This is a genomic window from Ferdinandcohnia sp. SAFN-114 (genome assembly GCF_059415045.1).
In genome coordinates, this window is the sequence record NZ_JBPFDQ010000083.1 from 1 (window position 1) to 24,439 (window position 24,439).

At 35.3% G+C, this 24,439-nt stretch carries 25 protein-coding genes; 20 read left to right on the forward strand and 5 right to left on the reverse strand.

Annotated elements, in window-relative coordinates; genetic code table 11:
- The first annotated feature begins 78 nt into the window (after positions 1–78).
- The 5 genes from ACR65M_RS21145 to ACR65M_RS21165 all read left to right on the forward strand — a co-directional run bounded on the left by ACR65M_RS21145 (position 79) and on the right by ACR65M_RS21165 (position 5,934).
- Positions 79–633 (forward strand): hypothetical protein, encoded by a 555-nt coding sequence (locus tag ACR65M_RS21145; RefSeq protein WP_440274329.1) that lies wholly within the window; start codon positions 79–81, stop codon positions 631–633.
- Between the two features lie 38 nt (positions 634–671).
- The gene (locus tag ACR65M_RS21150; RefSeq protein ID WP_440274330.1) at positions 672–2,951 is read left to right on the forward strand and encodes an ATP-binding protein; all 2,280 of its coding nucleotides are present in this window, start codon (positions 672–674) and stop codon (positions 2,949–2,951) included.
- A 183-nt stretch (positions 2,952–3,134) separates the two neighbouring features.
- Positions 3,135–4,805 (forward strand): DUF2075 domain-containing protein, encoded by a 1,671-nt coding sequence (locus tag ACR65M_RS21155; RefSeq protein ID WP_121445976.1) that lies wholly within the window; start codon positions 3,135–3,137, stop codon positions 4,803–4,805.
- A 289-nt stretch (positions 4,806–5,094) separates the two neighbouring features.
- Entirely contained in the window at positions 5,095–5,427 is a 333-nt protein-coding gene (locus ACR65M_RS21160; protein ID WP_207899849.1) for a nucleotide pyrophosphohydrolase, read from the forward strand.
- A gap of 366 nt (positions 5,428–5,793) precedes the next feature.
- Positions 5,794–5,934 (forward strand): pre-toxin TG domain-containing protein, encoded by a 141-nt coding sequence (locus ACR65M_RS21165; RefSeq protein WP_246006382.1) that lies wholly within the window; start codon positions 5,794–5,796, stop codon positions 5,932–5,934.
- A 146-nt stretch (positions 5,935–6,080) separates the two neighbouring features.
- Here the strand turns inward: ACR65M_RS21165 and ACR65M_RS21170 are convergent, their stop codons facing one another.
- Complete coding sequence (locus tag ACR65M_RS21170) at positions 6,081–7,046, reverse strand: MBL fold metallo-hydrolase (RefSeq protein ID WP_246006373.1); 966 nt, start codon at positions 7,044–7,046, stop codon at positions 6,081–6,083.
- 132 nt (positions 7,047–7,178) lie between these two features.
- Positions 7,179–8,105, reverse strand: coding sequence for a LysR family transcriptional regulator (locus ACR65M_RS21175; RefSeq protein WP_121445978.1), 927 nt, complete (start codon positions 8,103–8,105; stop codon positions 7,179–7,181).
- 301 nt (positions 8,106–8,406) lie between these two features.
- Here ACR65M_RS21175 and ACR65M_RS21180 point away from each other — a divergent pair, with 301 nt between their 5' ends.
- The 12 genes from ACR65M_RS21180 (at position 8,407) to ACR65M_RS21235 (ending at position 18,447) form a co-directional block, all read left to right on the forward strand.
- Positions 8,407–9,471: an ABC transporter substrate-binding protein gene (locus ACR65M_RS21180; RefSeq protein WP_440274331.1), complete on the forward strand. Its 1,065-nt coding sequence runs from the start codon at positions 8,407–8,409 to the stop codon at positions 9,469–9,471.
- A 21-nt stretch (positions 9,472–9,492) separates the two neighbouring features.
- On the forward strand, positions 9,493–10,293 hold the full coding sequence (locus tag ACR65M_RS21185; RefSeq protein ID WP_440274332.1) for an ABC transporter ATP-binding protein: 801 nt from the start codon (positions 9,493–9,495) through the stop codon (positions 10,291–10,293).
- Between the two features lie 14 nt (positions 10,294–10,307).
- Positions 10,308–11,162: an ABC transporter permease gene (locus tag ACR65M_RS21190; RefSeq protein WP_440274333.1), complete on the forward strand. Its 855-nt coding sequence runs from the start codon at positions 10,308–10,310 to the stop codon at positions 11,160–11,162.
- 70 nt (positions 11,163–11,232) lie between these two features.
- The gene (locus ACR65M_RS21195; protein WP_440274334.1) at positions 11,233–12,801 is read left to right on the forward strand and encodes a hypothetical protein; all 1,569 of its coding nucleotides are present in this window, start codon (positions 11,233–11,235) and stop codon (positions 12,799–12,801) included.
- A 136-nt stretch (positions 12,802–12,937) separates the two neighbouring features.
- Positions 12,938–13,531, forward strand: coding sequence for a hypothetical protein (locus tag ACR65M_RS21200; RefSeq protein ID WP_440274335.1), 594 nt, complete (start codon positions 12,938–12,940; stop codon positions 13,529–13,531).
- A gap of 260 nt (positions 13,532–13,791) precedes the next feature.
- Positions 13,792–14,103 carry a hypothetical protein gene (locus ACR65M_RS21205; protein ID WP_440274336.1) on the forward strand — a complete coding sequence of 104 codons (312 nt, stop codon included), beginning with the start codon at positions 13,792–13,794 and terminating at the stop codon, positions 14,101–14,103.
- The gene (locus ACR65M_RS21210) at positions 14,100–15,401 is read left to right on the forward strand and encodes a DNA/RNA non-specific endonuclease (RefSeq protein WP_440274337.1); all 1,302 of its coding nucleotides are present in this window, start codon (positions 14,100–14,102) and stop codon (positions 15,399–15,401) included. Before ACR65M_RS21205 ends, ACR65M_RS21210 begins: the two co-directional genes overlap by 4 nt.
- On the forward strand, positions 15,391–15,801 hold the full coding sequence (locus ACR65M_RS21215) for an immunity protein YezG family protein (RefSeq protein ID WP_121445984.1): 411 nt from the start codon (positions 15,391–15,393) through the stop codon (positions 15,799–15,801). The genes ACR65M_RS21210 and ACR65M_RS21215 overlap by 11 nt, the downstream gene beginning before the upstream one ends.
- A 51-nt stretch (positions 15,802–15,852) precedes the next feature.
- Complete coding sequence (locus ACR65M_RS21220; RefSeq protein ID WP_440274338.1) at positions 15,853–16,311, forward strand: YrhA family protein; 459 nt, start codon at positions 15,853–15,855, stop codon at positions 16,309–16,311.
- A gap of 224 nt (positions 16,312–16,535) precedes the next feature.
- Positions 16,536–17,102, forward strand: coding sequence for a T6SS immunity protein Tdi1 domain-containing protein (locus tag ACR65M_RS21225; protein ID WP_440274346.1), 567 nt, complete (start codon positions 16,536–16,538; stop codon positions 17,100–17,102).
- Positions 17,103–17,508: 406 nt separating this feature from the next.
- Positions 17,509–17,814, forward strand: coding sequence for an immunity 22 family protein (locus ACR65M_RS21230; protein ID WP_440274339.1), 306 nt, complete (start codon positions 17,509–17,511; stop codon positions 17,812–17,814).
- Positions 17,815–18,021: 207 nt separating this feature from the next.
- Positions 18,022–18,447 carry an SMI1/KNR4 family protein gene (locus ACR65M_RS21235; protein WP_440274347.1) on the forward strand — a complete coding sequence of 142 codons (426 nt, stop codon included), beginning with the start codon at positions 18,022–18,024 and terminating at the stop codon, positions 18,445–18,447.
- Between the two features lie 260 nt (positions 18,448–18,707).
- Here ACR65M_RS21235 and ACR65M_RS21240 read toward each other — a convergent pair whose 3' ends face one another.
- Positions 18,708–19,127 carry an MFS transporter permease gene (locus ACR65M_RS21240; RefSeq protein WP_440274340.1) on the reverse strand — a complete coding sequence of 140 codons (420 nt, stop codon included), beginning with the start codon at positions 19,125–19,127 and terminating at the stop codon, positions 18,708–18,710.
- Between the two features lie 174 nt (positions 19,128–19,301).
- On the opposite strand from ACR65M_RS21240, the gene ACR65M_RS21245 reads away from it, so the two are divergent.
- On the forward strand, positions 19,302–19,889 hold the full coding sequence (locus ACR65M_RS21245; RefSeq protein ID WP_440274341.1) for a TetR/AcrR family transcriptional regulator: 588 nt from the start codon (positions 19,302–19,304) through the stop codon (positions 19,887–19,889).
- A 473-nt stretch (positions 19,890–20,362) separates the two neighbouring features.
- Here ACR65M_RS21245 and ACR65M_RS21250 read toward each other — a convergent pair whose 3' ends face one another.
- Both ACR65M_RS21250 and ACR65M_RS21255 read right to left on the reverse strand, forming a co-directional pair.
- Positions 20,363–20,827, reverse strand: coding sequence for a DUF8821 family protein (locus ACR65M_RS21250; RefSeq protein ID WP_440274342.1), 465 nt, complete (start codon positions 20,825–20,827; stop codon positions 20,363–20,365).
- 14 nt (positions 20,828–20,841) lie between these two features.
- Positions 20,842–21,321, reverse strand: coding sequence for a GyrI-like domain-containing protein (locus ACR65M_RS21255; protein WP_440274343.1), 480 nt, complete (start codon positions 21,319–21,321; stop codon positions 20,842–20,844).
- Between the two features lie 109 nt (positions 21,322–21,430).
- Here ACR65M_RS21255 and ACR65M_RS21260 point away from each other — a divergent pair, with 109 nt between their 5' ends.
- The gene (locus tag ACR65M_RS21260) at positions 21,431–22,396 is read left to right on the forward strand and encodes a helix-turn-helix transcriptional regulator (protein ID WP_440274344.1); all 966 of its coding nucleotides are present in this window, start codon (positions 21,431–21,433) and stop codon (positions 22,394–22,396) included.
- Between the two features lie 412 nt (positions 22,397–22,808).
- Entirely contained in the window at positions 22,809–24,113 is a 1,305-nt protein-coding gene (locus tag ACR65M_RS21265; RefSeq protein WP_440274345.1) for an ABC transporter substrate-binding protein, read from the forward strand.
- Positions 24,114–24,439: the final 326 nt, after the last annotated feature.

The following is a 24,439-nucleotide window of genomic DNA, read 5'->3' on the forward strand; positions in this document are numbered from 1 at the left end:
TGTCACAATACTTATCTCAAGTATTGCCATTTTGGAGGTGTTTTATATTGTCTCACTATTTTAGGTTAGTCCAAAGGGATGATTCCAATTGAAGTTGTTTTATATCGCGGTGTTGAAACCCAAAGCGCATTTGAAGTCTTCTCAAGTCTGCAAACCGTTGCAGAGGTTGAAGATATTTTCAATCTTGATTTGAAGTCAAAAAATTTCGATCAAGTCGATGTCCTTCGTTTTATCAGAGAACATATTACCTATTACAAGGGGCACAGTACGCAAGCGAAAGAATTTCAGTATGCGCATATTTCATTCTTTAAATTACCTACACAAGATTTAAACGCATCACACCCAATGGATAAAATGGAATCTGGTCTTTCATTAAACGGATTATTGTCATCGGTTATAGCGATATCAAGTGAAAATGATTACCGCTCAGGGTTCGGATTACTTCATGCACCAAATGAAGAAACATCACTTGTGAGTATAGCATCCTCTTATAATGAGCTTGCTTTTAATATGCAAAATGAAGGTAAAAACTCTTATAGTAAGAATAAAACTATTGTGAAAAGCACTTCGACAGAAGGCAAACATTTATTAGAAAAAATTCTTCATGGGTCACGTTCATTGATCCAGGAGTAGATCTAGATTTCTTCCAAAATTCAAGTCCAAACTTATTGGTGATACATTATAACGACCAACATACATCTTCTGACCGTTATGATGCCATTACAGTAACGGAAAAAAATGCAGAGTATAAACGGGTAATCGCTAATTACTTACACGAACATAATTTTACGATATCTGATAGTAACATTGATTTAGCAATTAAAGCTTTTAACTCTATTAATGGAGAGTGGCTGCTAAGTATTGTTGGAAGTAAGGGACATTTTGCAAGGGAAAAAATCAGTATTGTCTCTGCAATGAAATACTTAGAAAGTTATTTATCTCACTCAAATATTAGATGGATACCAATTTCTTTAGAGGAGATCTTAAGGGTGGCCTCAGCTGTAAATTTAACAAAATCGGATGGTATCTTTTCAACTAAGAATCTAAAATCATCAGGAAAGCACAGTGATGATATTTTAATGATAGGTATTGAAGAGATTAAGGAGCAGTTGTTCATTCATTTTTATCCTGTGGAAGTAAAAATAGGTGGTCTTCAAACTTCAAAAGCAAGTGTACAAATTGAAAAGACTACTGGCCTATTTTATGAACACTTAATCGAAGCGGGTAATGATAGTCGTTTTACGAGAAAATTCTACCGAAATTTCTTTGCGCAAATACTCCTTTCCAATGCGAAAAAGCTATATGCAAATGGGTTATTGTCAGGCCAGAAATATCAATATGTACACAATCTGAAAGCCCGTTTACTAAATGATGAATTTTTAGTCGGACAGCATTTAAATCCTTTTATCGGAAAAGGTGCCGTGCTAACTTTTAGAAAGGATTACCCATTTAGGAAGGCTGAAAGAAAAGATGATATTATCAATCTTACTCTTTTAGAAACTGATGCCTTTGCTGGTTTAACACAAAATACACAAGAAATTACGGAAAAAATGCAAAACGAGTATTTGGATATTGATCCTGGTACATTGTTAACCAACCTTTATCAACCAGATGAAATTGATGTATCTTCCTATCAGTCTGTGCACGGTGTAAGGATTGAAAAGGATGTAGCAGTTGAAACAGATAAAACTGGAATCGAAGAAAAAGTTCAAGAAGATGAGTTACCGGAGGATGAGCCAGAAATAATAGTTGTTGATGATGTAGAGGATAATGATATCGTAGATGAGTTAGAAGAACAAACAAAAATAGACATAAATACTGATACCGAAAAGACTGCTAAAGATGAGACAATTAATTCTGAAGTAGCTCTTCTCATTGGTCATGATATTGGGACAAATCAACCAATTAATTGGGATCATCGAAGAAATATCTCTAATCCTTTAGCAAATCACAATATCATCATCACAGGGGATCCTGGGAAAGGAAAAACCCAGACCACAAAAGCCTTGATTCATGAAATTAGAGCAAATCATATTCCGTTACTAGCCTTTGATTTTAAAGATGATTACATTAATGAAGAATTCCTTAAAACTGAAAAAATGGAAAAATTCGATATCATGATAGATGGGTTACCATTTAATCCGTTAATCCCTTATGTGGATCCGGACCAGGGGTATTTTTTAGCGATTAATCAAATTATTCAAATAGAAGGTATACTAAAACGAATATATAACTTGGGACCACAGCAATCAACACAATTACGAACAGCTATTATAGAAGCGTACAAGCGTAAGGGGATAGAGCCGCATTTACCAACTTATCCATATAAAGTAGAAGAATATCCTACCTTCATGGATGTTCATGACATTTTATTGGAAGATGATAAAAAACATGGAACATTACTCGGACGGATGGATCTATTATTCCAACTGAACTTATTCCGAAAGGAAACGAAATTATCCTTTGAGGAATTAATGTCTGGGAGCTATACACTAAGGCTCTCTCAATTACCAATGAATGAGATAAAAGCCGCAATTGCAGAAATGGTCATTCTTGCAATCCATAATTATCTATTGTCACAAGAGCAACCAAGAAAATTAACAAGGGTAGTTGTTTTGGATGAAGCCCATAGAGTCAGTCAATCTAATGCTCTACTAGAACTCATGAGGGAAGGCAGATCTTTTGGAATAGGTATGATGATAGCTACACAATTTCCAACAGATATAGCACAAGATATTTATGGCTGTACGGAAACCAAACTATTCCTATCAAATGATCAATATATTCATGCAGAAGCCGCTGCCAAGCAAATTGAGGGAGGCAGCACGAGACAAGAAATCAATGAACTAGCGGAAGGTATTCGAAACATGAAGCAATTCAGAGCAGTCTTACGAAACTCACAATATCCAAAAGTGTTTTTGGATGTCATGCCTTATTACAAGCGGGATTAAGAAGTCTATACTAACCTTAATTATGATGTGCAGTTCAGGAGAACTGCACTTTTTTATATGAAAGGCACATATTACTAAAGAAAAGTATTCAAGATATGTAAAGATACAATCGTAATAAAAACCCATATTGTGGTATTTTAGATATAGAGTATAATAAAAAGTTCATGAAAGGTAATTTTCCAAATGAGTACATTACAGATTGAAACAATGCCATTTACTCAATCCTCGATAGATTCACTATATGAAAAGTCGTATTCGGATTATCCTATTGTGTATTTTTTAAATAATAATACAATGGTTTACATCGGAGAAACAGTAGCGGTTAGAAATCGGATGAAAAGCCATAAGAATAATCCGGAACGAAAAACATTGGAAAAGATGACATTGATTATACATGAAAAATTTAATCGCTCGGCTACCTATAATATCGAAACGAAGCTAATCAATTATTTTCTAGCAGATGAACGTTATAAACTACAAAATAAGAGTCAGACAGCGGATAGTATTAGCCATAATTATTACGATAAACCTTTTTATAATGAAAAGTTATTTAATGAAATCTGGGATAAGTTAAAAGAGAAAAACTATGTTACTCATTCTAGAGAGGTTATCGAGAATAAAGATATCTTTAAGCTATCGCCTTTTAAAGAGTTATCTATTGAACAAATTGAGTTAAAAGAAAAGATTATAGAAGTCTGTGAAAACCATGTGAACGACGATAAACCCTTTGTTTTTCTTGTCAAAGGAGAAGCGGGTACGGGGAAGAGCGTTGTATTGAGTGCCGTTTTTAATCGTATACAGGAACTAACTAGAGAGAAATCCTCAGCCCTCTACAGTACGAATAATTTTCTATTAGTGAACCATAGTGAAATGTTAAAAACATACCATAAAATCGCGGGTAAAGTGAAAGCACTCAAAAAAAATAATTTTGACAAACCTACTTCTTTTATTAATAAACGTAAAAAAGCCAATGAAAAGGCCGATATTGTGTTTGTTGATGAGGCTCATTTGTTATTGACTCGGCCTGATAGCTTCAATAATTTTAAAGAGAATAACCATCTCGAAGAAATTATGAAATATAGTAAGGTTGTTATTATCGTCTATGATGATAAGCAAGTATTAAAAATGAAGAGTTACTGGGACGAAAAGAAGTTACTAAGCCTAGTTGATAACCGTAACTCTGATGAATATATCTTAAAAAATCAATTTAGGATGCGTGCTAGCCTTAAGATGATTACGTGGATTGATCATTTTGTCGAGAAAAAGATTACTCCGATTCCTAGTAAAGAAGAGTTTGATTTTCGAATTTTTGATTCGGCAGCTACCATGTATAAGGTAATACGGGAAAAGAACAAAGAATTGGGACTGTCAAGAATTGTTTCTACTTTTGACTATGTTCATAAGAAAGATGGCGGAACGTACTACATTAAAGAAGATCAACTAACGATTCCTTGGAATACAACAGAGGGAGATACCACTTGGGCTGAAAGGGAAGAAACAATTAGAGAGGCAGGTTCAATATATACCATTCAAGGGTTTGATTTAAATTATGTGGGTGTCATTCTTGGTCCATCCGTTTCGTATAACGAGGAAAAGGATGAATTGAAAATCCTAACAGAAAACTACAAAGACACAGAAGCCTTCAGAGGTAGAGATGAATTTGATGATCCAGAAAGTGTAAAAGAGAAAATTATATTGAATTCAATAAACATCCTATTAAAACGAGGCATTAAGGGTCTTTTTATATTTGCTAGTGATAGGAAATTAAGAGCACGCTTAATGGAACTTTATAAAAGGCGTGAAAACGACTATGGGAATGCGATGGTCGCTGAAGAAGGAACTGATTATCAGTAGGAGCATCTTTTAAATAGAAATTTATAAAATGATCTGTTGTAAAGAAAGGGGTTTAAACTTGGAATACTTAGATTCATTTAATAGTGATGATAGTAGAATCGATAAAATCGTTGCAGAATTAAGAGAAAACTACCCTGAAATTGATTGGCAAACACAATGGAGTGATGATGAGGATATACAGGGTAATCCAACATCCTATGTTTCATTAGTTGTTCCTGGATCACAATATGAAGAAGCCGAACAAATCTATCAAGAATTAAAGGAGGAGGGGTTTGATTTTGAAACATCCATCTTTGATTCATTAATTGAAGAAATTACTGAGTTCCGAGATGAAAGGGATTGGAAACAATTCCACAATCCAAAGGATTTAGCTATTTCTCTTTCGCTAGAGGCAAGTGAACTATTGGAAAACTTTCAATGGAAATCAAGTGATGAAGTTGTAGTTGATAAAATCGATAATATAACAGATGAAATAGCAGATGTTGTAATATACGCACTATTAATAGCTGATGAATTAGATATCAATCTGGAAAAAGCCATTAAGGATAAACTTAGTAAGAACAGACAGAAGTATCCAGTTGAAAAGTCTTATGGGAATAATAAAAAGTATACTGATTTTTAATCTTTGCAGATTAAAGGTTGTTTAGAACCTACAAAAAGTGAGCATCCTCGGCTTTTTTTGTTAAACAAGCCATGTATAAATCAAAAAAAAGTAAATAACAATGAAATAACATACTATTTTGTGGCACTATAAATATTATTTTGTAAATTACATATTGTTAGTCACTTTATTCTAAAAATTTATAGAAAAATACAAAAAATAGCCCTTTCGACCTCTACCTTGAACTTATATTTGTGTCTTTTGAATCATAAAATCTCCATATTGGTCAAATTTAACAATTTGAACATTTGCCTAAGAGGAAAGGAATATGGAGTTTATAGTAGGCTGGTATGACATCTAGCGTCTATTTAATGAATATGATCGCCCATTACCGGTGAGAAGCTTTCAGCAGGAGATCGTGTTCTTGCTGTAGGATTTCTAGCTCTTACACATGTCCCACCTGCAAAGGCAGCTAGTGTTAGAGGAAAAGCCGCAGTAAAAGGTGTAAATCGGGTCTACCGTCCCTAGCGAAAACACCCGAAACATTTATAAAAATACGAAATGTCCAAGATTCGAAAAGGGTTCAACAAGCATTCCGCTCCGTGTAGAATAAATAAATCTGGTGTTAGATATAAAGAAGGAAAACAGGTTTCTAATAGTGTAAAAGTTAATTATTAGCAATAATAGTGCCAAATTCTTTTCTCCATTGTCTTATTAACCTTCCCGTGGAACTCGAGATAATCTAAATATCCGATAACCTCAGACATAATGTTAAAAAATTTAATTTCGTACTTTTCTCTATAGATAAATTGGGCAATCTCACTTACAGTTGTTATTCCGGACTTAATTATGTGTATGTATTTGTTGGCATTATCGTCTATCCTTTTTAATCTTTTATTTATTAGATCAGTAGGCCTTCGTATGATTGGGCCGTGACCAGGAAATACGAAATCAACTTGTAATTGCAAGCATTTTTCTAGGGAATGTTTTAGTTGTAGTAAAGATTTAATTCGGTTGCCATTATAGTCGGGTTCAATGAACGCATTGCTAGACATATTTTCAATCAATAAATCACCAGCAAAGAGCCATTTGTTTTGTTTATTATAAAATCCGATTAGATCTGGAGCATGTCCTGGGATTTCCAAAATAGTAAAACCTAATAGATGGTCACTGCTAATTTCCTGAATTTCACAATCAATTCTATTATCATCGTTTAGTATAATTGGGTTATTTATATCAATTACTTGTTTCTCGCCTACTTGACCGCAACCCATCTCTTGGTATAGCTTTTTAAAAAAATCTACTCTCATATTCATATAACGACCGTCTCTTTTTAATCGGAGGATGGCGTCAGGGTGGGCGTAGATTGGAATTGAGTGAGTGGAAAGAATTCGATTAACTAAGCCAATATGGTCACTATGATGATGCGTTAATAATATTTCTGTTATATCAGTTAGGGTGTAATCATGCATTTTTAATGTCTTTTGTAAAGAATTCCAGCATTCTTCATTGTTTAGACCAGCATCAATTAAGGATAAGGCTCTGCCTTGTTTAACTAAGAAGAAGTTAATACTTTTTAATTCATTGGAAGTTGGAACTGAAATAGGAAATACCTCCACATCTTCTTTTTTAAACAACACATATATCCCTCCAACAAATTGATTTTCCTACTTTTATTTCAATTATATTTATCTTATATAATTTAATACATAACATTTAAGAAAAATATGGAGAATATTTAAATTCTATTATTTAAGATACAAAAATAACTATTAATCATTTTTGCGATTTTCATCAGATTGAAAATACTCAATAAATTTTCTTGATGTCGAAGAGAGGTAACGACCCTTTAACCAAATCACCGCTGAGGGCCTAGCCATAATAGGAGGATCTAAAATTTCTTTAAAAATAAGGTCGGTATTCGGTATAAGATTTATTGCGGATTTGGGAACCAGAGCAATACCTATATCATGATTAGCCCAGTTAAGTAGTGTCATAATGTCGCTGCTTTCGCAAATAATTTTAGGTTCAAATCCAGCGTTCAGGCAAGCGCTTTTAACCATATCTACTGTGTACATCTCATGATTATACATTGAGGTACCACTTTGTCTCCGAAGTAACATTAAGGGCTTTTCTTTCAGTTCCGATAGTTGAATATTTGGTTGAGTGTTATTCTCATTCCACTTTTTGCTCATTGCAACAACTATGGGTTCATCTGGTAAATTTAGCATTTCGAATATTTTATGGTTAATTGGTAACCTGACAATACCTAATTCTATAATCCGATTTTCCACTAACTCCATAATTCGGTTAGGATCGCCTTCCCATACTTGAAATTGGACCTCCGGGTAATGAATTTGAAAATCTCGAATTCTTTCTGGTAATAGTTTTGCTCCTAGTGAAGCAATAGTGCCGATAGATAATGTTCCCCTTGTTCCCTCCGATAGTTCTCTTACTTCTTCGATACTTCCATTCATAAAATCGAGTATTTCTTTAGCACGTTTGTAAAATAATTTACCTTCCTCAGTAATAAGCAGTTTTCGGGTATGTCTCTCAAATAAAGTTACACCCAATTCACTTTCCAGAAATTTAAGTTGTTGACTTAACGGTGGTTGAGCCATATTCAAGCGTTTAGCTGCTTGAGAGATTTTACCTTCTTCCACAATTGTAATGAAATATTTTAGATGACGAATTTCCATACTATATCATCCTTCCGAATGAAATTATATTGTTTCCAAAGCATTTTTTGGGGGATTAAGTAATGAGATGGATAAATGATTTTAATATCCTACTTTCTAATTTTTTCCTTTATTTATATTTATAACATATAAATAGTGTATAAAGTAAATATTTTTCTTAATTTTTAGAATATGTTAAGTTATTAATATATTAAATTTGAGAAAGGAGAGAACCATAGGAATTAATTAAGTTTGTCGTAATTATCAATTCTTATTATGGAAGCGATTACTTGTTTGTTTAGACTATTAAAGAGGTGAGTATATGAAAAATTTTAAACTTGCTTTACCAATTTTATTGATGATTGGAATTTTATTAAGTGGATGTAACTCTGAGGGGTCTTCTAGTACACCTGAAACATCTAATTCAAAAGCTCAAGTAGAGCACGAAAATGCACCGAAGCCACTAAATGAGTCTGTAGACATTAAAATTGGCTATCCTACACAAGGTGCATCCATGCTTCCTCTGTGGGTGGCTAAAGAAACAGGGATATTTGAAAAATACAATGTAAATGCAGATTTAGTTTATATTGCTGGAACCCCTAAGGTTCAAGAAACATTAAACAGTGGAGGTATCCAAGCCGGCTTAACTGGTATTGACCCTGTAGGAAAAGCAAAGGTTGCAGGAATCGATTCTGTTATTCTCTCAGCAGTAGCTGATCGAAGTGTTCTTTATTTATATGGACAAAAGGACGCAAAAAAATCGGATCTAGGAAATGAATTAAAGGGTAAGACGGTAATTACCGCTGCCGAAGGTTCATTATATGATCATTTAGCTCAATCCCTAATTAGAGAAAATGGGTTGACACCTAGAGAAGATGTAAAAGTCCTCAATATGGGTGGAGAGGGTGACCGCACTGCTGCGTTTATGAGAGGGGATGGCGACTTCTACGTTGTTGCACCACCAACTTCATTTAAGATGGATGATATGGGATATCCACAATTGTACGATTTCAAAGAAAAAGAGGTCCTTAACTCAGGTATTGCAATGAAGGTAGACTATTATAAAGAGAAACCAGAGTTAGCGGAAATACTTGTTGCTTCCCTGATAGAAGCGAATGCATTCATTACCCAGAATAAAGAAGAAACAATAAAAATCATTTCAAAATATACAGGAATTGATGATTCGAAATTAGCAGAAAAAACATATAACGTCAATGTTGATACACTTCCTAAAAAACCATATGTATCTGATGAATCAGCACAATTTTTTATTGATAACTCGGACAGTGAAGAAGTAAGGAAGATGAAACCATCCGATCTTGTTGATATGAGTTTAGTGAAAAAATTAGATGAATCTGGTTTTATAGATAGTTTGTATGAAGAATAGAGTCTCTTTATTAAGGGAGGAGTGGAAAATTTGACTACTATTGCTAAGTTACAATCAGAAAATGTATCGATTACATATCCACTTAAAAATGGTGATGAAATAATTGCTGTTAGTGATTTCAATATGACAGTTAACGAGGGAGAATTTGTTTGTATTGTTGGCCCAAGTGGTTGTGGTAAGTCAACAATGCTAGGGGCCATTGCTGGTTTTCAAAATATAAGCGAAGGAAATCTCTACTTGAATGGTAATCCCATTAAGGGGACTGGGCGTGATCGTGGTGTTGTATTTCAACAAGCCTCACTATTTCCTTGGCGTACTGCCATTGATAATATCACCTATGGCCTTGAATTAGCAGGTACTCCAAAACAAGAACGATTAGCTAAAGGAAGGGAACTTTTAAAATTGGTAGGTTTGGAAGCATTTGAAAATCATTATCCAAACCAATTATCAGGTGGTATGCAACAACGGGTAAATGTTGCTAGAGCACTTGCTATAGAACCTAGCCTTATGCTATTAGATGAGCCGTTCGGCGCATTAGATGCACAAACGAGAGAGTTTATGCAACTTGAACTCCTACGAATCTGGAGAGCAACGAAACAAACAATCATTTTTGTTACTCATGACATCGCTGAAGCTGTTTACCTAGCAGACCAAGTAATTGTTATGACTGCAAGACCCGGAACAATTTGTGAAAAAGTGAAGATTGACCTAACACGACCTCGCCCTTTAGAAATTAAAAGAAGTCCTGAATTTATGGAATATGAGAAATACATCTGGGATCTTATTGTACAGGAAAAAGAACTTGAAAAAGACATGGTATAAAGGGAGGGAAACAGTTGAATAGCATAAAAATGAAAGAAGAAATAAACAGTCGAAGTCAGCAAGATGGATTAATACTTAAGAAAAATAGCACAAGTAGAAAAAATCAATTGAATACTGGGAGTTTTTTATTAAATAATCTTGGGCTCATCACTGTAATTCTTGTCTTAGCTATTTGGGAAACGCTGTACCAAATAGGCATTATAAATCCAATTTTTATGAGTGGTCCCTCGCAAATTGTAAAGGTAGGATACGAATTAACAGTAAGTGGAGATTTGATTGATAATCTGCTTTTCACACTCGGAAACTTCAGCCTTGGATTCGGAATGGCAGCCGTAATAGGAATCCTGGTCGGCTTAGTAACTGGTTGGTACCGACCTCTAGGAAAAGCATTTGATCCTTTTTTGACTGCTATGCTTGGTACACCTCGTATTGTATTGTTACCATTAATCACTCTATGGGTAGGTGTAGGTTTTTCGAGTAAGGTTGTTATTGTGTTTATTGCAGGCGTTTTTCCAATTATCCTCAATACAATGACGGGAGTAAAGAACCTAGACCCAAATTTAACTAGAGTCTCAAGTAGTTTTGGCGCATCTGCTATACAAACGTTTATTACAGTAGCACTTCCCGGGTCATTACCGCAGATTGTTTCTGGTCTTAGAGTAGGGATTGGTCAATCATTAGTAGCGGTAATTGCAGCTGAAATGTTTGTTTCGACAGGTGGAATCGGTTATTTTGTAGCACAATCATCTGCTAATTTTAATATAGACCGAGTTTTCGTAGGTATTATCGTCATTGTTATTTTGGGGATATTAATTACGAGTTCTGTTAAATGGATAGAGTCACGTTTACTAAAGCATCGAGTCGAGTAGATTACTACACTTCTAATGGTCTGAATTTTCAAATTAAAAATGCGAAAAGCGCTTATAAGGGGAGAATGTCATGATAAAAGATGAAAAGAATACTTCTACACTAGCAAAACCGAATTTTACAAGTCCGCCTTTAATAAACAAACAAACACCTCGTTGTCCTCCAATGATTGATATTAATAGTGCTGAAGAATTAATCCCATACTTAGATGCAGTAGCAAAACGTCCATATAATCATGGACTTCATGCAGGGTGGGATTTGCAACCTGGTGAACGAGTACTGCTTCGAGTTGATAACTGGCACGACCCAATGGTAATTGATGCATGTAAGATGATTCTAGAGAAATACAATACAAAATATGAAGTTAAGTATGTTGATAAAGGACCTATTGTAAAATGGAAGGGCCATAATGAGGTTGAGTATTACCTTGCTCGTACGAAAGAACTTGCTGAGTGGATGGATGAATGGGAGGAAATGGAGAAGGAAGGAGAATATGACAAACTTCTATGGGGATATGGTGGCCCAGTTTTAAGGGATACGAATATAAAAATTCAACGGATGCCTTTTATTACACCTGAACTCACAGCAAGCCCAGCCCATACGATTCCTTATGAAATTATTGAAGCCCTTGATAAATGGACCTGGGATAAGGTTCGAAATTCGCGCAGAATTAGAATTACAGATCCTGAAGGTACGGATTTAAGTTATACGAACCACGATGAGTATTGGGATTCAAAACGAGAATTCTACAATCCAGATTTGGTTAATCGATTTTGGGCAGGAAACACCGGTTTTGGTAAAACATATTTACCTGGGCATGTGTTAGGACGTCCATGGATGTATATTCCAAAAGAAGATGCTTGTGGCGTTATTGCTGGTACTAGTAATCATATCGGGCCAGTTCCTTGGATTCAACTAGATGTCCAAGATGGAAAGATTACCGACATCCATGAGGGAGGAGAGTTTGGTGACAAACTTCGTAAAGTAAAGGCTGAAACAGATCACTTACAATATCCAGGTTTTCCTGATAAAGGATTATTTCGATGGTGGGAAGCCTCCATTGGTACGAATCCACATATTCACCGTCCTAGAAGAGGATTTCTTAATGGTTGGTTAAATTGTCTATATGAACGCATGCGTAGCGGAGTTATTCATTTAGGATATGGGACAATTATATCAAGTTCTGCAGAACGTGAAGCAGCAAAAATGGGATTACCTGTTGGACACTGGCATGTGCATCTATACTTTCCAACTGTAACTTGTGAAATGATAGGTGGAGGAACCGAAACAATCATTAAAGACGGACATTTAATGGGATTGGATGACCCAGATATTCGCAAAATTGCTGCTAAATACGGTGACCCAGATTTATGGTTGTCTGAATCTTGGATTCCTGCAGTCCCAGGTTTAAATATGGGAGGAGATTATTGGAAACATTATGCGAATGATCCAGAGGATTGGGTGCTTACAGAGCTAAATATTTGTGAAAATTATCATCCTCTATTCATGAGCATGGTAGGAGCAGATCCAAAGTATTGCAATAATCCACTTTGGAAACTACCTAGCGAGAAGGACCGTGTTAACTCCAATCATATTTTACATTCACATGATAGCTGTTCTTGTGGTGGCCATCACGGTTAATGTCTAGACTTTCAATCAATCATTAATACTAATTTTTTTATCGGGTAGCTTCTATATAAAGCTACCCGATTTTAGAACACTGACTACTTATTCAATTAAAAGATTGCCATTCTAAATCATCGAAAGGTAGATGAAGATGTCTATACTTATACAATTATTAGCATTCTCTATTGTTTTCATTGTTACTGCTAGTGTTTATCGATTAGTATACAAAGTACGAGAAGCTCTTACGTGTACAACTGCAATGATGTCAGCAATGATTATTGGCTCTATGGCTGGCCTTATAATGGGCACTATTCTTGCTCTCAACGTAAGTTTTTCAATAAACTCTTTGCTAGCCATGATTATCGGAATAGGGGCAGGGGTGATTATAGGTATACCATTTAACTCCATGGCGATACTTGACGGATTAATGGCTGGTGCTATGGGAGGAATGATGGGAGCAATGTTAGGAGCTATGTTAACATTTAATTTTATCTATATTCTAACAATCTTTTTAATTGCTATTCTACTTATTTCCGTTCTTTTACTTAGTCAAACGATTAAGCAAGAAGCGGGTATATTAAAACAAACTAAGCCACAAGGGAATCGAATTAAAGGTTTATCCATTATTACTGCATGTGTTACAGTAGGATTATTTTCAATAATCGTGATAAGTACTTATGATAATAAAACCAGTACATCTAGCGATGAACAGATGCACACCGAACATCAGCATAATACAGATTAAGATAATCTTTGGGCAATTATATTATACTAAATCAACAATGGAGATGAGTGAGATCATCTCCATTTTATATTTAGAACGAATGAACAATAAATTTCATTATCTATTGTTGAGAAATAATTAAGAAATTAGTAACTCGTTAGTTAAAAAATAGCCCTTTTGACCTCTGTGTTGGATGTATATTTGTGTCTGTTGAATCATAAAAAACAAACTCCTTACTGGTAAAATTTACAATATGAACATTTGCCAAAGAGGAGAGGAATATGGAGCTTATAGACGAAATCGAGAGGAAAGTGCAACGTAGAAAATATTTAATGATGGTTGATATTTTAGAAGGCTATCGTTCGAATATTCATCAGGCATTAAGCAGAATGGGCAATAGCAAACAGATTTATCGGTCTGCGCACGGTTGTTATGCGCATCAATGGAAGGGGCAAACAAGAGATGCGTATGAGGAAATTGCAGCGGAGATTAATAGTACAGGGAACAAAATCAATCATCAGGGTGAGCTGTTGATCAAAGAAATCAACAGAGAGATTCGAAGATTGCTAGCTAAAGCGGAGGCCCTGCGATGAGTGATATTAAAGTTAAGGCCGAGGAGTTAGAGGATTTTGCTAGTCAAATTGGAAAAGCAGAGCGGGAATGTGACGATGCTTTAGATGCGATTAATTGGCATTTTTCTTCACTGCTAGCGAGTTTTCCAGGAGTTGTTCCAGGCTCCATACATAATTTAGAAGCTGATTTAAAATATTCGATCAAAAAATACAAAAGCAAGCTTGATGATGCCCAACAATTAATTAAGCTGACCGCTACGAATATGAAAAACGATGAACAAAAGATGTCTGGTAAAGTAGGCGAGTTTCTACTTGAGCTTGTGGGCTGGTATGACATCCAGCGTGTATTTAGTGAGTACGATCCCATTACCGGTGAAAAGCTTTCAGCAGGAGAACGTGTACTGGCTGTAGGATTTCTCGCACTGACATTTGTCCCACCTGCAAAGGCAGCTGGTGTTGGAGGAAAAGCCGCAGTTAAAGGTGTAAAAGCGGGTCTCCCTTCCCTAGCAAAATTACCCGAAGCATTTATGAAAATACGAAACGTCCTAGATCCGAAAAGGGTTCAACAAGCATTCCGCTCCGTGTATAATGAAGTGGTAAAAGGTCCAATTGCTGCAACGAAGGTTTGGTTTGATAAAGTTAAAAAAGGAATTGGAGACATTCCGATTCCACAAATCAGACAAGAGGCCCTTGCAGGTGTAGGAGTCGTTAATAAAACCGTTAAGGATGCATTTGGTGAGGCAAAGGATTATATCCAGCGAATTAAAAGTTCGCAAGTGGATGAAGTGGATGTTAAGGGTGTAACTAAGGATACTGGTAACGTTTCGAAAAAGGTAGTCTATGGAGACCAGTTTACAAAAGTTGATGGAAAGAAAGCTTTGAAACCTGATATCGAGTATACAACAAATGAAGGTTATCACTATAAAACCGATAGTAATGGAAGAATATCGAGTGCAGAGGCCAAGTTGCAACTTGGTAAAGCAGAACGTAACCAGTATGCTCAAAGAATTGTTGGTGGAAAAGATAGATTATCTAACGATGATGGTGGCCATTTGATAGCTAGCATATTCAAAGGTTCAGGTGAAATTGACAACCTTTTACCAATGAATGCTACTTTAAATAGAAGCGAGTATAAGACATTAGAAAATGCATGGAGGAAGGCATTACAAGAGGGAGGCGAAGTATCGATTAAGGTGAAGCCAAAATACGACGGCAATTCTCTTCGACCAAGTGAATTTAAAATTAACTATACAATAGATGGTAAAAAATATTCGGATAGACTTACTAATTATGTAGGAGGAAAGATCGATGGAGACTAATAAGATGGAACAACTATATCAAGAAATTGCGAATATATTAGTTAATATAGTTCCTGAAGAATGGAAAAAAATATTATTATACGCTGAATACAGAGAAGGATATAAAAAAGTTTATTTCTATTATTTCCCTGAAACTGGAGATAAACCTATTTATAGCCTTGATATAGTAGATTTATTTACAATTGATGAAGATGAATTAGAAGAATTGGAGGATGAACTATACAAGTGTTTTTCAAGATTATGGGAGGAATTCAAGGAGCAAGAACAAGAACAATGGACTAATCTAACCTTTATTTTAGAAAACACAGGAAAAATGAAGATTAATTATGGATATGAAAATCTTTCTGAGATTAGCCCAGTAGAAAAACAAGATAAATGGGAAGCTGAATACTTAAAGTAAAACAGTATATTAATCAACCCTATCGTTTTAGGTAGAAGGGAAGATTTTGCAATGTCTCAATGGAAAGACTTATTAAAAGAAATAGCAGAAATTGAAGAAAAATATGGAGGCACCCTTAGAAAACCAGCAACTAATGCAGAAATATCTAACATGGTAAACGAGGTTCATCAAAAATTTGAAAACATTGTTTTACCTGATACATATGTTAATTTTCTAAAAGAAATAAATGGACTAGATTTTAATGGATTAGTTTTCTATGGTGTAGATGAGAGATTGCTTGACCAGAAGGAAGAAGAAGTTCATGGGTTTATTGAGACGAATGAGCTTTGGTATAAAAATGATTGGCAAAGAAAATATATCTTTTTTGGTGATTCTGATACAGCGTGGTATTGTTACAACTCGAAAGAGAATAATTACGTTGAATTGGATAAACCCTCTGGCACGTTAATCCAATCCATTGAAAGTTTTGATTCAATGTTATATAATGCGTTGAAAACTGTACTTTTGTAAGTGAATTTTTTTAAAAAATCATCTTTTGATAAATCTGTTAAGTAGACGATCATTGCTGATCGTCTTTCTTATTGTATTCATTCTGCGCAGACAACATATGTTAATGTAGTAAAGGAGGACATTGGTGGTGAACCAACGCCTTTTATTGTGCCTTTAAGCTATAATAAAAAAAGATTTTATGGAAGAATTACAGAATTACGATGATACATTGTTTAAGGAGAAAAATGGGGAGGAGGGCAGCTGAATTGGCAACTATACTTAGCGATTTTATAATAGATAAAAAAGTTGATAAAGATATGATTTTAAAATATACGAATAAACTACCTGAAGAATTAATAGGAACATGGAAAAAATATGGTTTTGGTACTATCGCAAATGGGTATTTAAAAATAATTAATCCAGACGATTATTTAGATATTTTAGAGAGAAGTTATGTAAGGCATGAGCAAGCGATTCCCATTTTTACAACCGCAATGGGTGATATTATAGTTTGGGAAAAAAATAAGTATGTAAATTTATTAAATTATAGGAAAGGTTTTGTTAATGTTGTTTCATCCGGATTTGAATTCTTTTTTGATGACATTCAAGATAATGAGTTTATGAACGATGAATTAATGTGGCAACCTTTTCCAGAGGCGATTAGGAAATACGGTGAACCTTCCTATGATGAATGTTTAGGTTATACCCCACTATTAGGCTTAGGTGGAGCAGAAAAAGTAGAGAATCTAAAAAAAGTTAAATTAAGAGAACATATTCTTATTATTGCTGAATTTATGGGACCAATCGAGTAAATTCATAAAAAATATATTTAGTATATGATGTGAATATTACGTTAGTTAATAACAATAAGCATTTGATTGTCTCTAGGCAACAAGTGCTTTTTTGTTTGATAGTCCAATCCTTCAAATTAATAAATGGTGACAAATACCAAAGTAGAAAAACTTATTATGTAGGAGGAACGATGGAGACTAAAAAGATGGAACAACTGTATCAAGAAATTGCGAATATATGGCTAATATAGTTTGATACAGCGTGGTATTGTTACGACTCGAAAGAAAATAATTACGTTGAATTGGATAAACCCTCTAGATCGTTAATCCAATCCTTCGAAAGTTTTGATTCAATGTTATGTGCTGCTTTGAAAACTGCACTTCTTTAAGTGAATGATCTACTAGAAGGTTTTAAGGAGATAAAAAATTGAAAAATGACGTATCTTTATGGTTAGGATGCTTTAATGACAAGGAAGAATTCGAAAAGTACACAGCAATCAAATATAGTGAAGATGGAGATAGTATCCCTTCTATTTTTGAGCAAGATTTTAATCTAGGTTATTATAATAGGGACTTAATTGAAAAAGATTGGATTCCTAATGCTAAAGATGATATAGAAAAACTTTTGTTGGATTTTTCGTACGATAACCAAATAATAAAGCAGTACAATAACATAGAATTAAAATCAAAATACAATACGATCATCTTAATGCCTACAAGTTGTACTTTATAGGTACTGCAGAATACATAGATTAATATAATTTATAGTTTAACGGCTTATAGATACAATTAGAAACGAAATACAATATAGAAGTAAAATTAAAGCACTTGATTAATCGTGGTATCAGGTGTTTATTTGTGAAAAGTAGAGCTAAACGAATAGATAAAGCTGAGTTGTAAAAGGAGATACTTTGAATGGATAAAGTGGAATTAATAAAATATTATTAATGAACATATCGAATCAGATGACTTTACGGGTGGTGTTGACGATAGTCAAATCAACTTTGTCCAAGAAGAGCTGGGGGTTGAATTACCAGAAAGTTATAAGTGGTTTTTAACTACGTATGGTTCAGGTGGTTTATTTGGAGTTGATATTTTAGGGGTGGCCAAGTCAAATAGAGTTCCTGTAGTTATTAACACAAACAGATATAGAGATTTAGGTTTGGAAAAAGATCTAGTAGTAATCGAAAATGCTGGAGAGTATGTCTATTGTCTAAATACAAGCAAAATGGAAAAAAATGAGTGTCCGGTAATAGCGTGGAACAGACAAGGTGGGCTTGATGACTACAACACTGCACAAAATTTTTACGAGTTTTTATCACAAAGGCTATTGGATGCAAAAGAAGCGTGGGAAGAAGATTTTTAAGAAAAATCAGAGTGAAAAAGCAATCACATTGAACAAAAAAAACAGATATGACACAATTGAAGGACAAACATATGCACGTTTAAACATTAATTGCATGTGTTTGCCTATTTTTCATTTAAAAAAAGCTGCGGAGTGCTGTTCTTCCTCAATTTAAATTATTAATCTCATAGTTCAATAGTATGTGCTTTAATATGTCACGATATTGTTACTTGGATTAATACCCAATATTAAGCGCTTATTTACTAGTTCGAAGTTCACTGCTATTCCTCCGAATAGTCTATTTTTGCTATGTGATTTTCTACTGTATTTCGTTTGATTCTTTTATCACTTACATACCCAAAGAAGGTTGTCATAAAGATTAGACCAATGACCATAATCGTAATAGATTCAACTAAATAGGAAGAATCCATGCTGAAAAGAACATTCTTTCTAAACCAAGCTTGAAACGGAAGTCCAAAGCCAAGCAATACCGCGAAGAAAAGGATTTTGGTTCGAATACTTTTTCCCTTCATTTTCTTGATGGAGTTGTTAACAAAAAGACGAAGCAAGGCCAGACCTGTACCAATCGCAAAGAATGTGAGTAAAAAGAATTTGATATCTTCGTTAAGTAAGAAAGCTTTCAAAATCATAAATAGTGCTGCGATGGATGTTGCGATCATCAATATATAAGATTTTTTCATTGATATTCACCTCAGATTTTTATTGTAGGGCTAGAAGTCTAGGGCATGTAGATTTCTACTATTTTGTACCACTCAACATTGTGTTGATTGCCTTGTTACTTATTTTATTTTGTTGTTAAAATGAAAGCAATGAACACATTTCTTCAATCTGTTCAGTGGTAGGGAGGAAGTAGCGTGAAATCAATCTATAGTGAAATGAATGAACAAACAAAAGAAAAAATCCAAAGTAACTTTCTTCAGTTACTCCAGAAAAAACATTTTATGAATATAACGGTTCGAGATCTAACAACACAGGCGAAGATCAATAGAGGAACCTTTTATTTACATTATGTAGACAAATATGATCTACTTGCTCAAATGGAGGATAGTTTGCTTGATGGACTTGAATTACATTTGCAGCGTATAAAGCCCCAGGACATGCTTTTAGTCGCACAAAAGGGAGAAATTCCTACACTTTCTATTGAGGTATTTCGTTATATTCAAGAGAATGCACACTTATTTGAAGTCTTTTTAGGGGCGAATAACTTAAGTGGATTTCAAAAAAGACTAAAGCAATTTTTCATGAATCACTTTGTTCAGAAAATGGAACAAAATAGGGAGTTCTTTAATCACGTGACGATTCCCCAGGATTATTTCGCTTCTTTTGCTATTTCTGCATTTTTAGGGTTAATCGAACAATGGTTAGAAAATAACCTGACTGAAACACCGGAAGAAATGGCGAATATGTATATACAAATTATCTTCTTTATCAAGAAAATCTAGAAGTAGGTCGATGATAGAGATTTCATTGAGAAAATAGGCTTTTTTCTAAAAGATTGTTGCATAATAATGCAAACCTAGTTGATTGGAGCGTAAGGTGGCGACTCCTCGAAAATGTATTCACATTTTCTTCGTGCGTGGGAAATTTCAAAGAAGCAAATTCAATGTCCAGCGGGAAAAGCGTGAGACTTGAGACCCCGCAGGAGCAGAAGCGACTTTTCCAGTTTCAGCGGCTAGAAACTCGAGAAATTTCAACTCCTCCTTCAGAGGCAAATTACGCCTCTTTGTCGGAGTGGCCAAATTTTCTCGTTTCTGTGCAAGCCGCCTCCACATTTCGTTGAGGAGGCTCAAGCCACGCCCGCGGAAAGCGTCCACCTGAAGCGGAAGTCAACGATATAAAAACAACAAAGTTTTGCGAAAACAGCCAAAAAATAACAGCACCCCCAATCAAAAGAGAGGTGCTGCATGTGTTGACTTTAATATTCACCTTTGATGACAAAAAACGAGCCCCGAATTGTTCCAGCTAATTTAGACTTCTGTCTGGCAAACTTAAACTTACCTTCTAACTCTTTTGGAACCTCCATTCCCTCAGATAGCTTAAAGCCAACGGCACGCTTCTTAGGGTCATCAATCGTATACAAAACATTCACTCCAAGACCATCTTCATAAAAGACATAGGTCCAGTTAATGTTTTCTACTTGAAAACGTGATGTTTCTAACGGTTTAGCCGCAAATTCAATATCACGTTCTTCTTTCAATACTCTGTTCACATAATCGAGATTTTCCTGGCTTTCACTAGCAGGTATCACGGTAAATGTATGCTTATATTTGTTCATAAAGTAACGAGCTTCATGTGCGCGTAAACCAGCTAGTGCATCAGCTACTGGTGAAGACTCCAAACCAACTGTAGATACATTTTTAAAATCAACGATATAGGACATTTCCATCCCTCCACTTATTTCTTAACAACCGGAATCCACATTTCGCCAAAGACTACGTTGTCACGCTGTCCCATTTCAACCGAAGTATTTGGGCCACCCACATAGGCATAATCCGTTGCTTCTGCTAAAGCCTGCCCAAAGGCTTTGCCAGTAAGTGTTTGACTTAACTCTTCAGCCGTCTCTGCTTCACCTTTTACTATTAGATATGGACCCTTTGGGAACTGGATCACTCTAGTTGCTTCAGGGATTGTTTTATCTGACATTACCCCAGCGTAATGCATCATTTTGTTATTTACTGCTTCGTTTACCGCAAAAATGTAATCATTTGTGGCGATTTCTTTCAAAGTGGCAAGTCTTCCATCTTCTTTAACTTCATGCCAAAAGTCGGCCTTTTCCTTGGTGATACCAGCAAAGTCTCTGTAGTCACTCTTAAGCTCTGTTCCGATACCTAACACGATAAAACTGTCTTTTTCTTCAATTGTATAATTCGCCATTTCAAAACCATCCTTTTCAAATAAGATTATCAAACGATTTATCTTTTCACTTGATATGTTTATAATAGCCTTAAACCATGTCAAAAAATGATACTGTTTAGGAGTCGTCATGAAAAAAGTTGAACGGATTAATATCATCATGCGCTATATTAACAACCGCTCTCATTTTACCATTTCTGAAATCATGAGTGAATTTAACATTTCTCGCTCGACAGCCATTCGGGATATCAGGGAAATTGAGGCTATGGGAATGCCGCTTGTCGCTGAGGTAGGCAGGGATGGCGGTTATTTTGTCATGCATAATTCAGTCCTTCCCGAGGTTCGCTTTACAAACGATGAAGTGAAAGCACTTTTTATCGCTTTTATGGCCACAAGAAATCAACAACTGCCGTATCTGAAGAGTCGTCAATCTTTAGCTGAAAAATTACTTGGCCTCATCTCAGAAAGCCAGCAGGATGATCTTATTTTGTTAAATCAAATTCTGCTATTCGAAGGAACCAACCCGAACAATCCCGACTTACTAGATCTTTCGGACCTTCCACATCCCATGTTAGAACAACTCATCCAACATCTTTTATTGGATCGATATTTATTGATTTCCATCGAAGAAGAGAAGGTAGTTAAATCTTATGAAATTTATCTCTTGAACCTATATCGTGAAAAAAGTGTGTGGCTCATTGAAGGGTTTGAGTTAAAGGAAGAGAAGCGAAAGATTTTTCCTGTCGACCAGCTCACAAATGTAAAACCGTACACTCCGGAAAAACGAGTAAGTGAGAAGAAGATAGAAGAAAAACTCAGGAAACAGGAGGAAGATATTAACTTTGTCCTTGAACTTGGTCCACTAGCAATCGCCCAGTTCAAAAAATATCACCCTTTAAAACTTTCTCTTTCCTATACGGATCCTTTTCAAACGTCAGCCATTCTAAAGACTTATATTGATGTTCATCGGTCAGAAGAAATAACTGAACTAGCAAATTGGCTTCTTTTTCTAGGTGAGGACATTAAGATCAGGGAAGTGCCAAAAGAATTCTTAGCGTATATACAAGACAGACTATCTTTATTTTATCCATCATGAGGGGCAGGTAAAATTAAAATTTTGGAGCCTGTTATGGAAAAAGTTTTACCTGCATCGGTGGGAGGAGGGAAAAAAAGGAGTGGATCCTAACTTTCGTCTCATCATAGAAAACGGTTTCCTAATGGATACATTTTAATGCTAAAACTCTGGTTTTTTCGAAGACTCATGAATAAAACACGTCCTTTCAATCAACATTTAGTATAAAAATATTTATAATTTTTTAAAAAATACCTTGATTTTGCCATTTTAAGAGATTAATATATAGTTGAAAGCGGATACATATTATTTTTTTACCCATTTACGAAACCGGTTTCCAAAACAATTCTATTACCATAAGGGGGTGTTTATCTCTATATCGAATCATAGAAGTATTGAAATCTTAGTAAATACTAATTATTTGGGGGGCATTCACGTGAAACGTATGAAAAAATTTGCTGCTCTTGGTTTATCATCTATGCTTGCACTTTCCTTAGCGGCTTGTAGTGGAGATAATGCTGAAAAGTCAAGTAGTACAAAAGATGATGGCGGGAAAAAGGAACAAATTACGTTAGACTTCTGGACGTTTGGTGCAACTGGGTATGAAGATTTAGCGAAGGAATACGAAAAAGAAAATCCAAACATTAAAATTAAAGTTAAAGCATCTGAAACAGCCGATCATCATGATGCACTCTTTACGTCATTATCTGCTGGAAGTGGCGCACCTGATATCGCGATGCTTGAAATTGATCAATTTGACCGTTTTAAAGTTGCTCAAGATCGATTCGCTAACCTTTATGATTATGGTGCAAATGATGTGAAGGATCAGTACTTAGATTGGAAATGGGAAGTTGGAGAAAATGCGGATGGCGATTTCTTATTTGGTCTTCCAACGGATATCGGTCCTAAAGCGTTGTACTACCGCACCGATTTATTCGAGCAAGCTGGACTTCCAACAGGTCCAGATGAGGTGGCATCGCTTATTAATTCACCGAAAGCATTTGAAGAAGCTGGCTTGAAGATTAAAGAAAAAACGGGAATGCCTTTTGTGGATAGTATTGAAATGGCATATCGTGCATACTTAGATGCTGCTAAGACAGCTTATTTAACTCCTGATAATGAATTAAATCTTGGGGCAGATAGTGAAGTGAAAAAAGCATACGACTATGCTGTACACCTAAATGATATTGGCATCGTTGGGAAATATGAAATGTGGAGTCCTGAGTGGGCAAACGCTGTTAACAAGGGTGAGTTTGCTGCTGAGTTAGGTGCAGGTTGGTTAAAAGGCTGGATGGAAGGAAATGCTCCTGATGCTGTAGGTAAATGGAAAGTCGCTACATTGCCAACAGAATTTGCAGCTAACTGGGGTGGATCGTATATTGCAGTGCCAAAAGAAACAAAACATGCACAAGAAGCGTACGATTTTATTGAATGGCTCGTATCACCAGACAATCAATTGAAATCCTTCCAAAGTCATGGGCTATTCCCATCTGCTCATGCTGTTTATGATATGGAAGAGTTCAAGTCAAATCAAGATGAATTCTTTGGCGGGCAAGCGTCTGCTCCAGTATTCGCTGAAGCTGCTCAAGATATCGCGGGTATTGGATTTAAAGGTGAAAAGTACTTCCCGGTTCATAATGAAATCTTAAATGCACTTAAAAATGTTCAAAACGAAGGTGCAGACCCAGAAAAAGAATGGGAAGCTGCTGTGAAGCGTGCAGAAGATTTAATGAAACGATAAACTAGTAGACTTCTACGTTACTAGCATAATCAAACGATCTGGTCGGCTTATGAAAGTAGGCCGACCATCCTCACATAAACACTTGTGAATGGTGAACAGACGTAGAAGTTGTAGCCTATTCTATCTGAAACAGAAAAGAGGCGTGAAAATGAATCCGATCAGTAAGAAAGTATCAATCAATAATGTACCAATCGTAAGGAAAAGGAAATTCAGATCTGAAGAAAAGAAAGATATGATTTCAGGATATTTATTGGACTAACCTAAAATAGTGAGACAATATAAAACACCTCCAAAATGGCAATACTTGAGATAAGTATTGTGACATT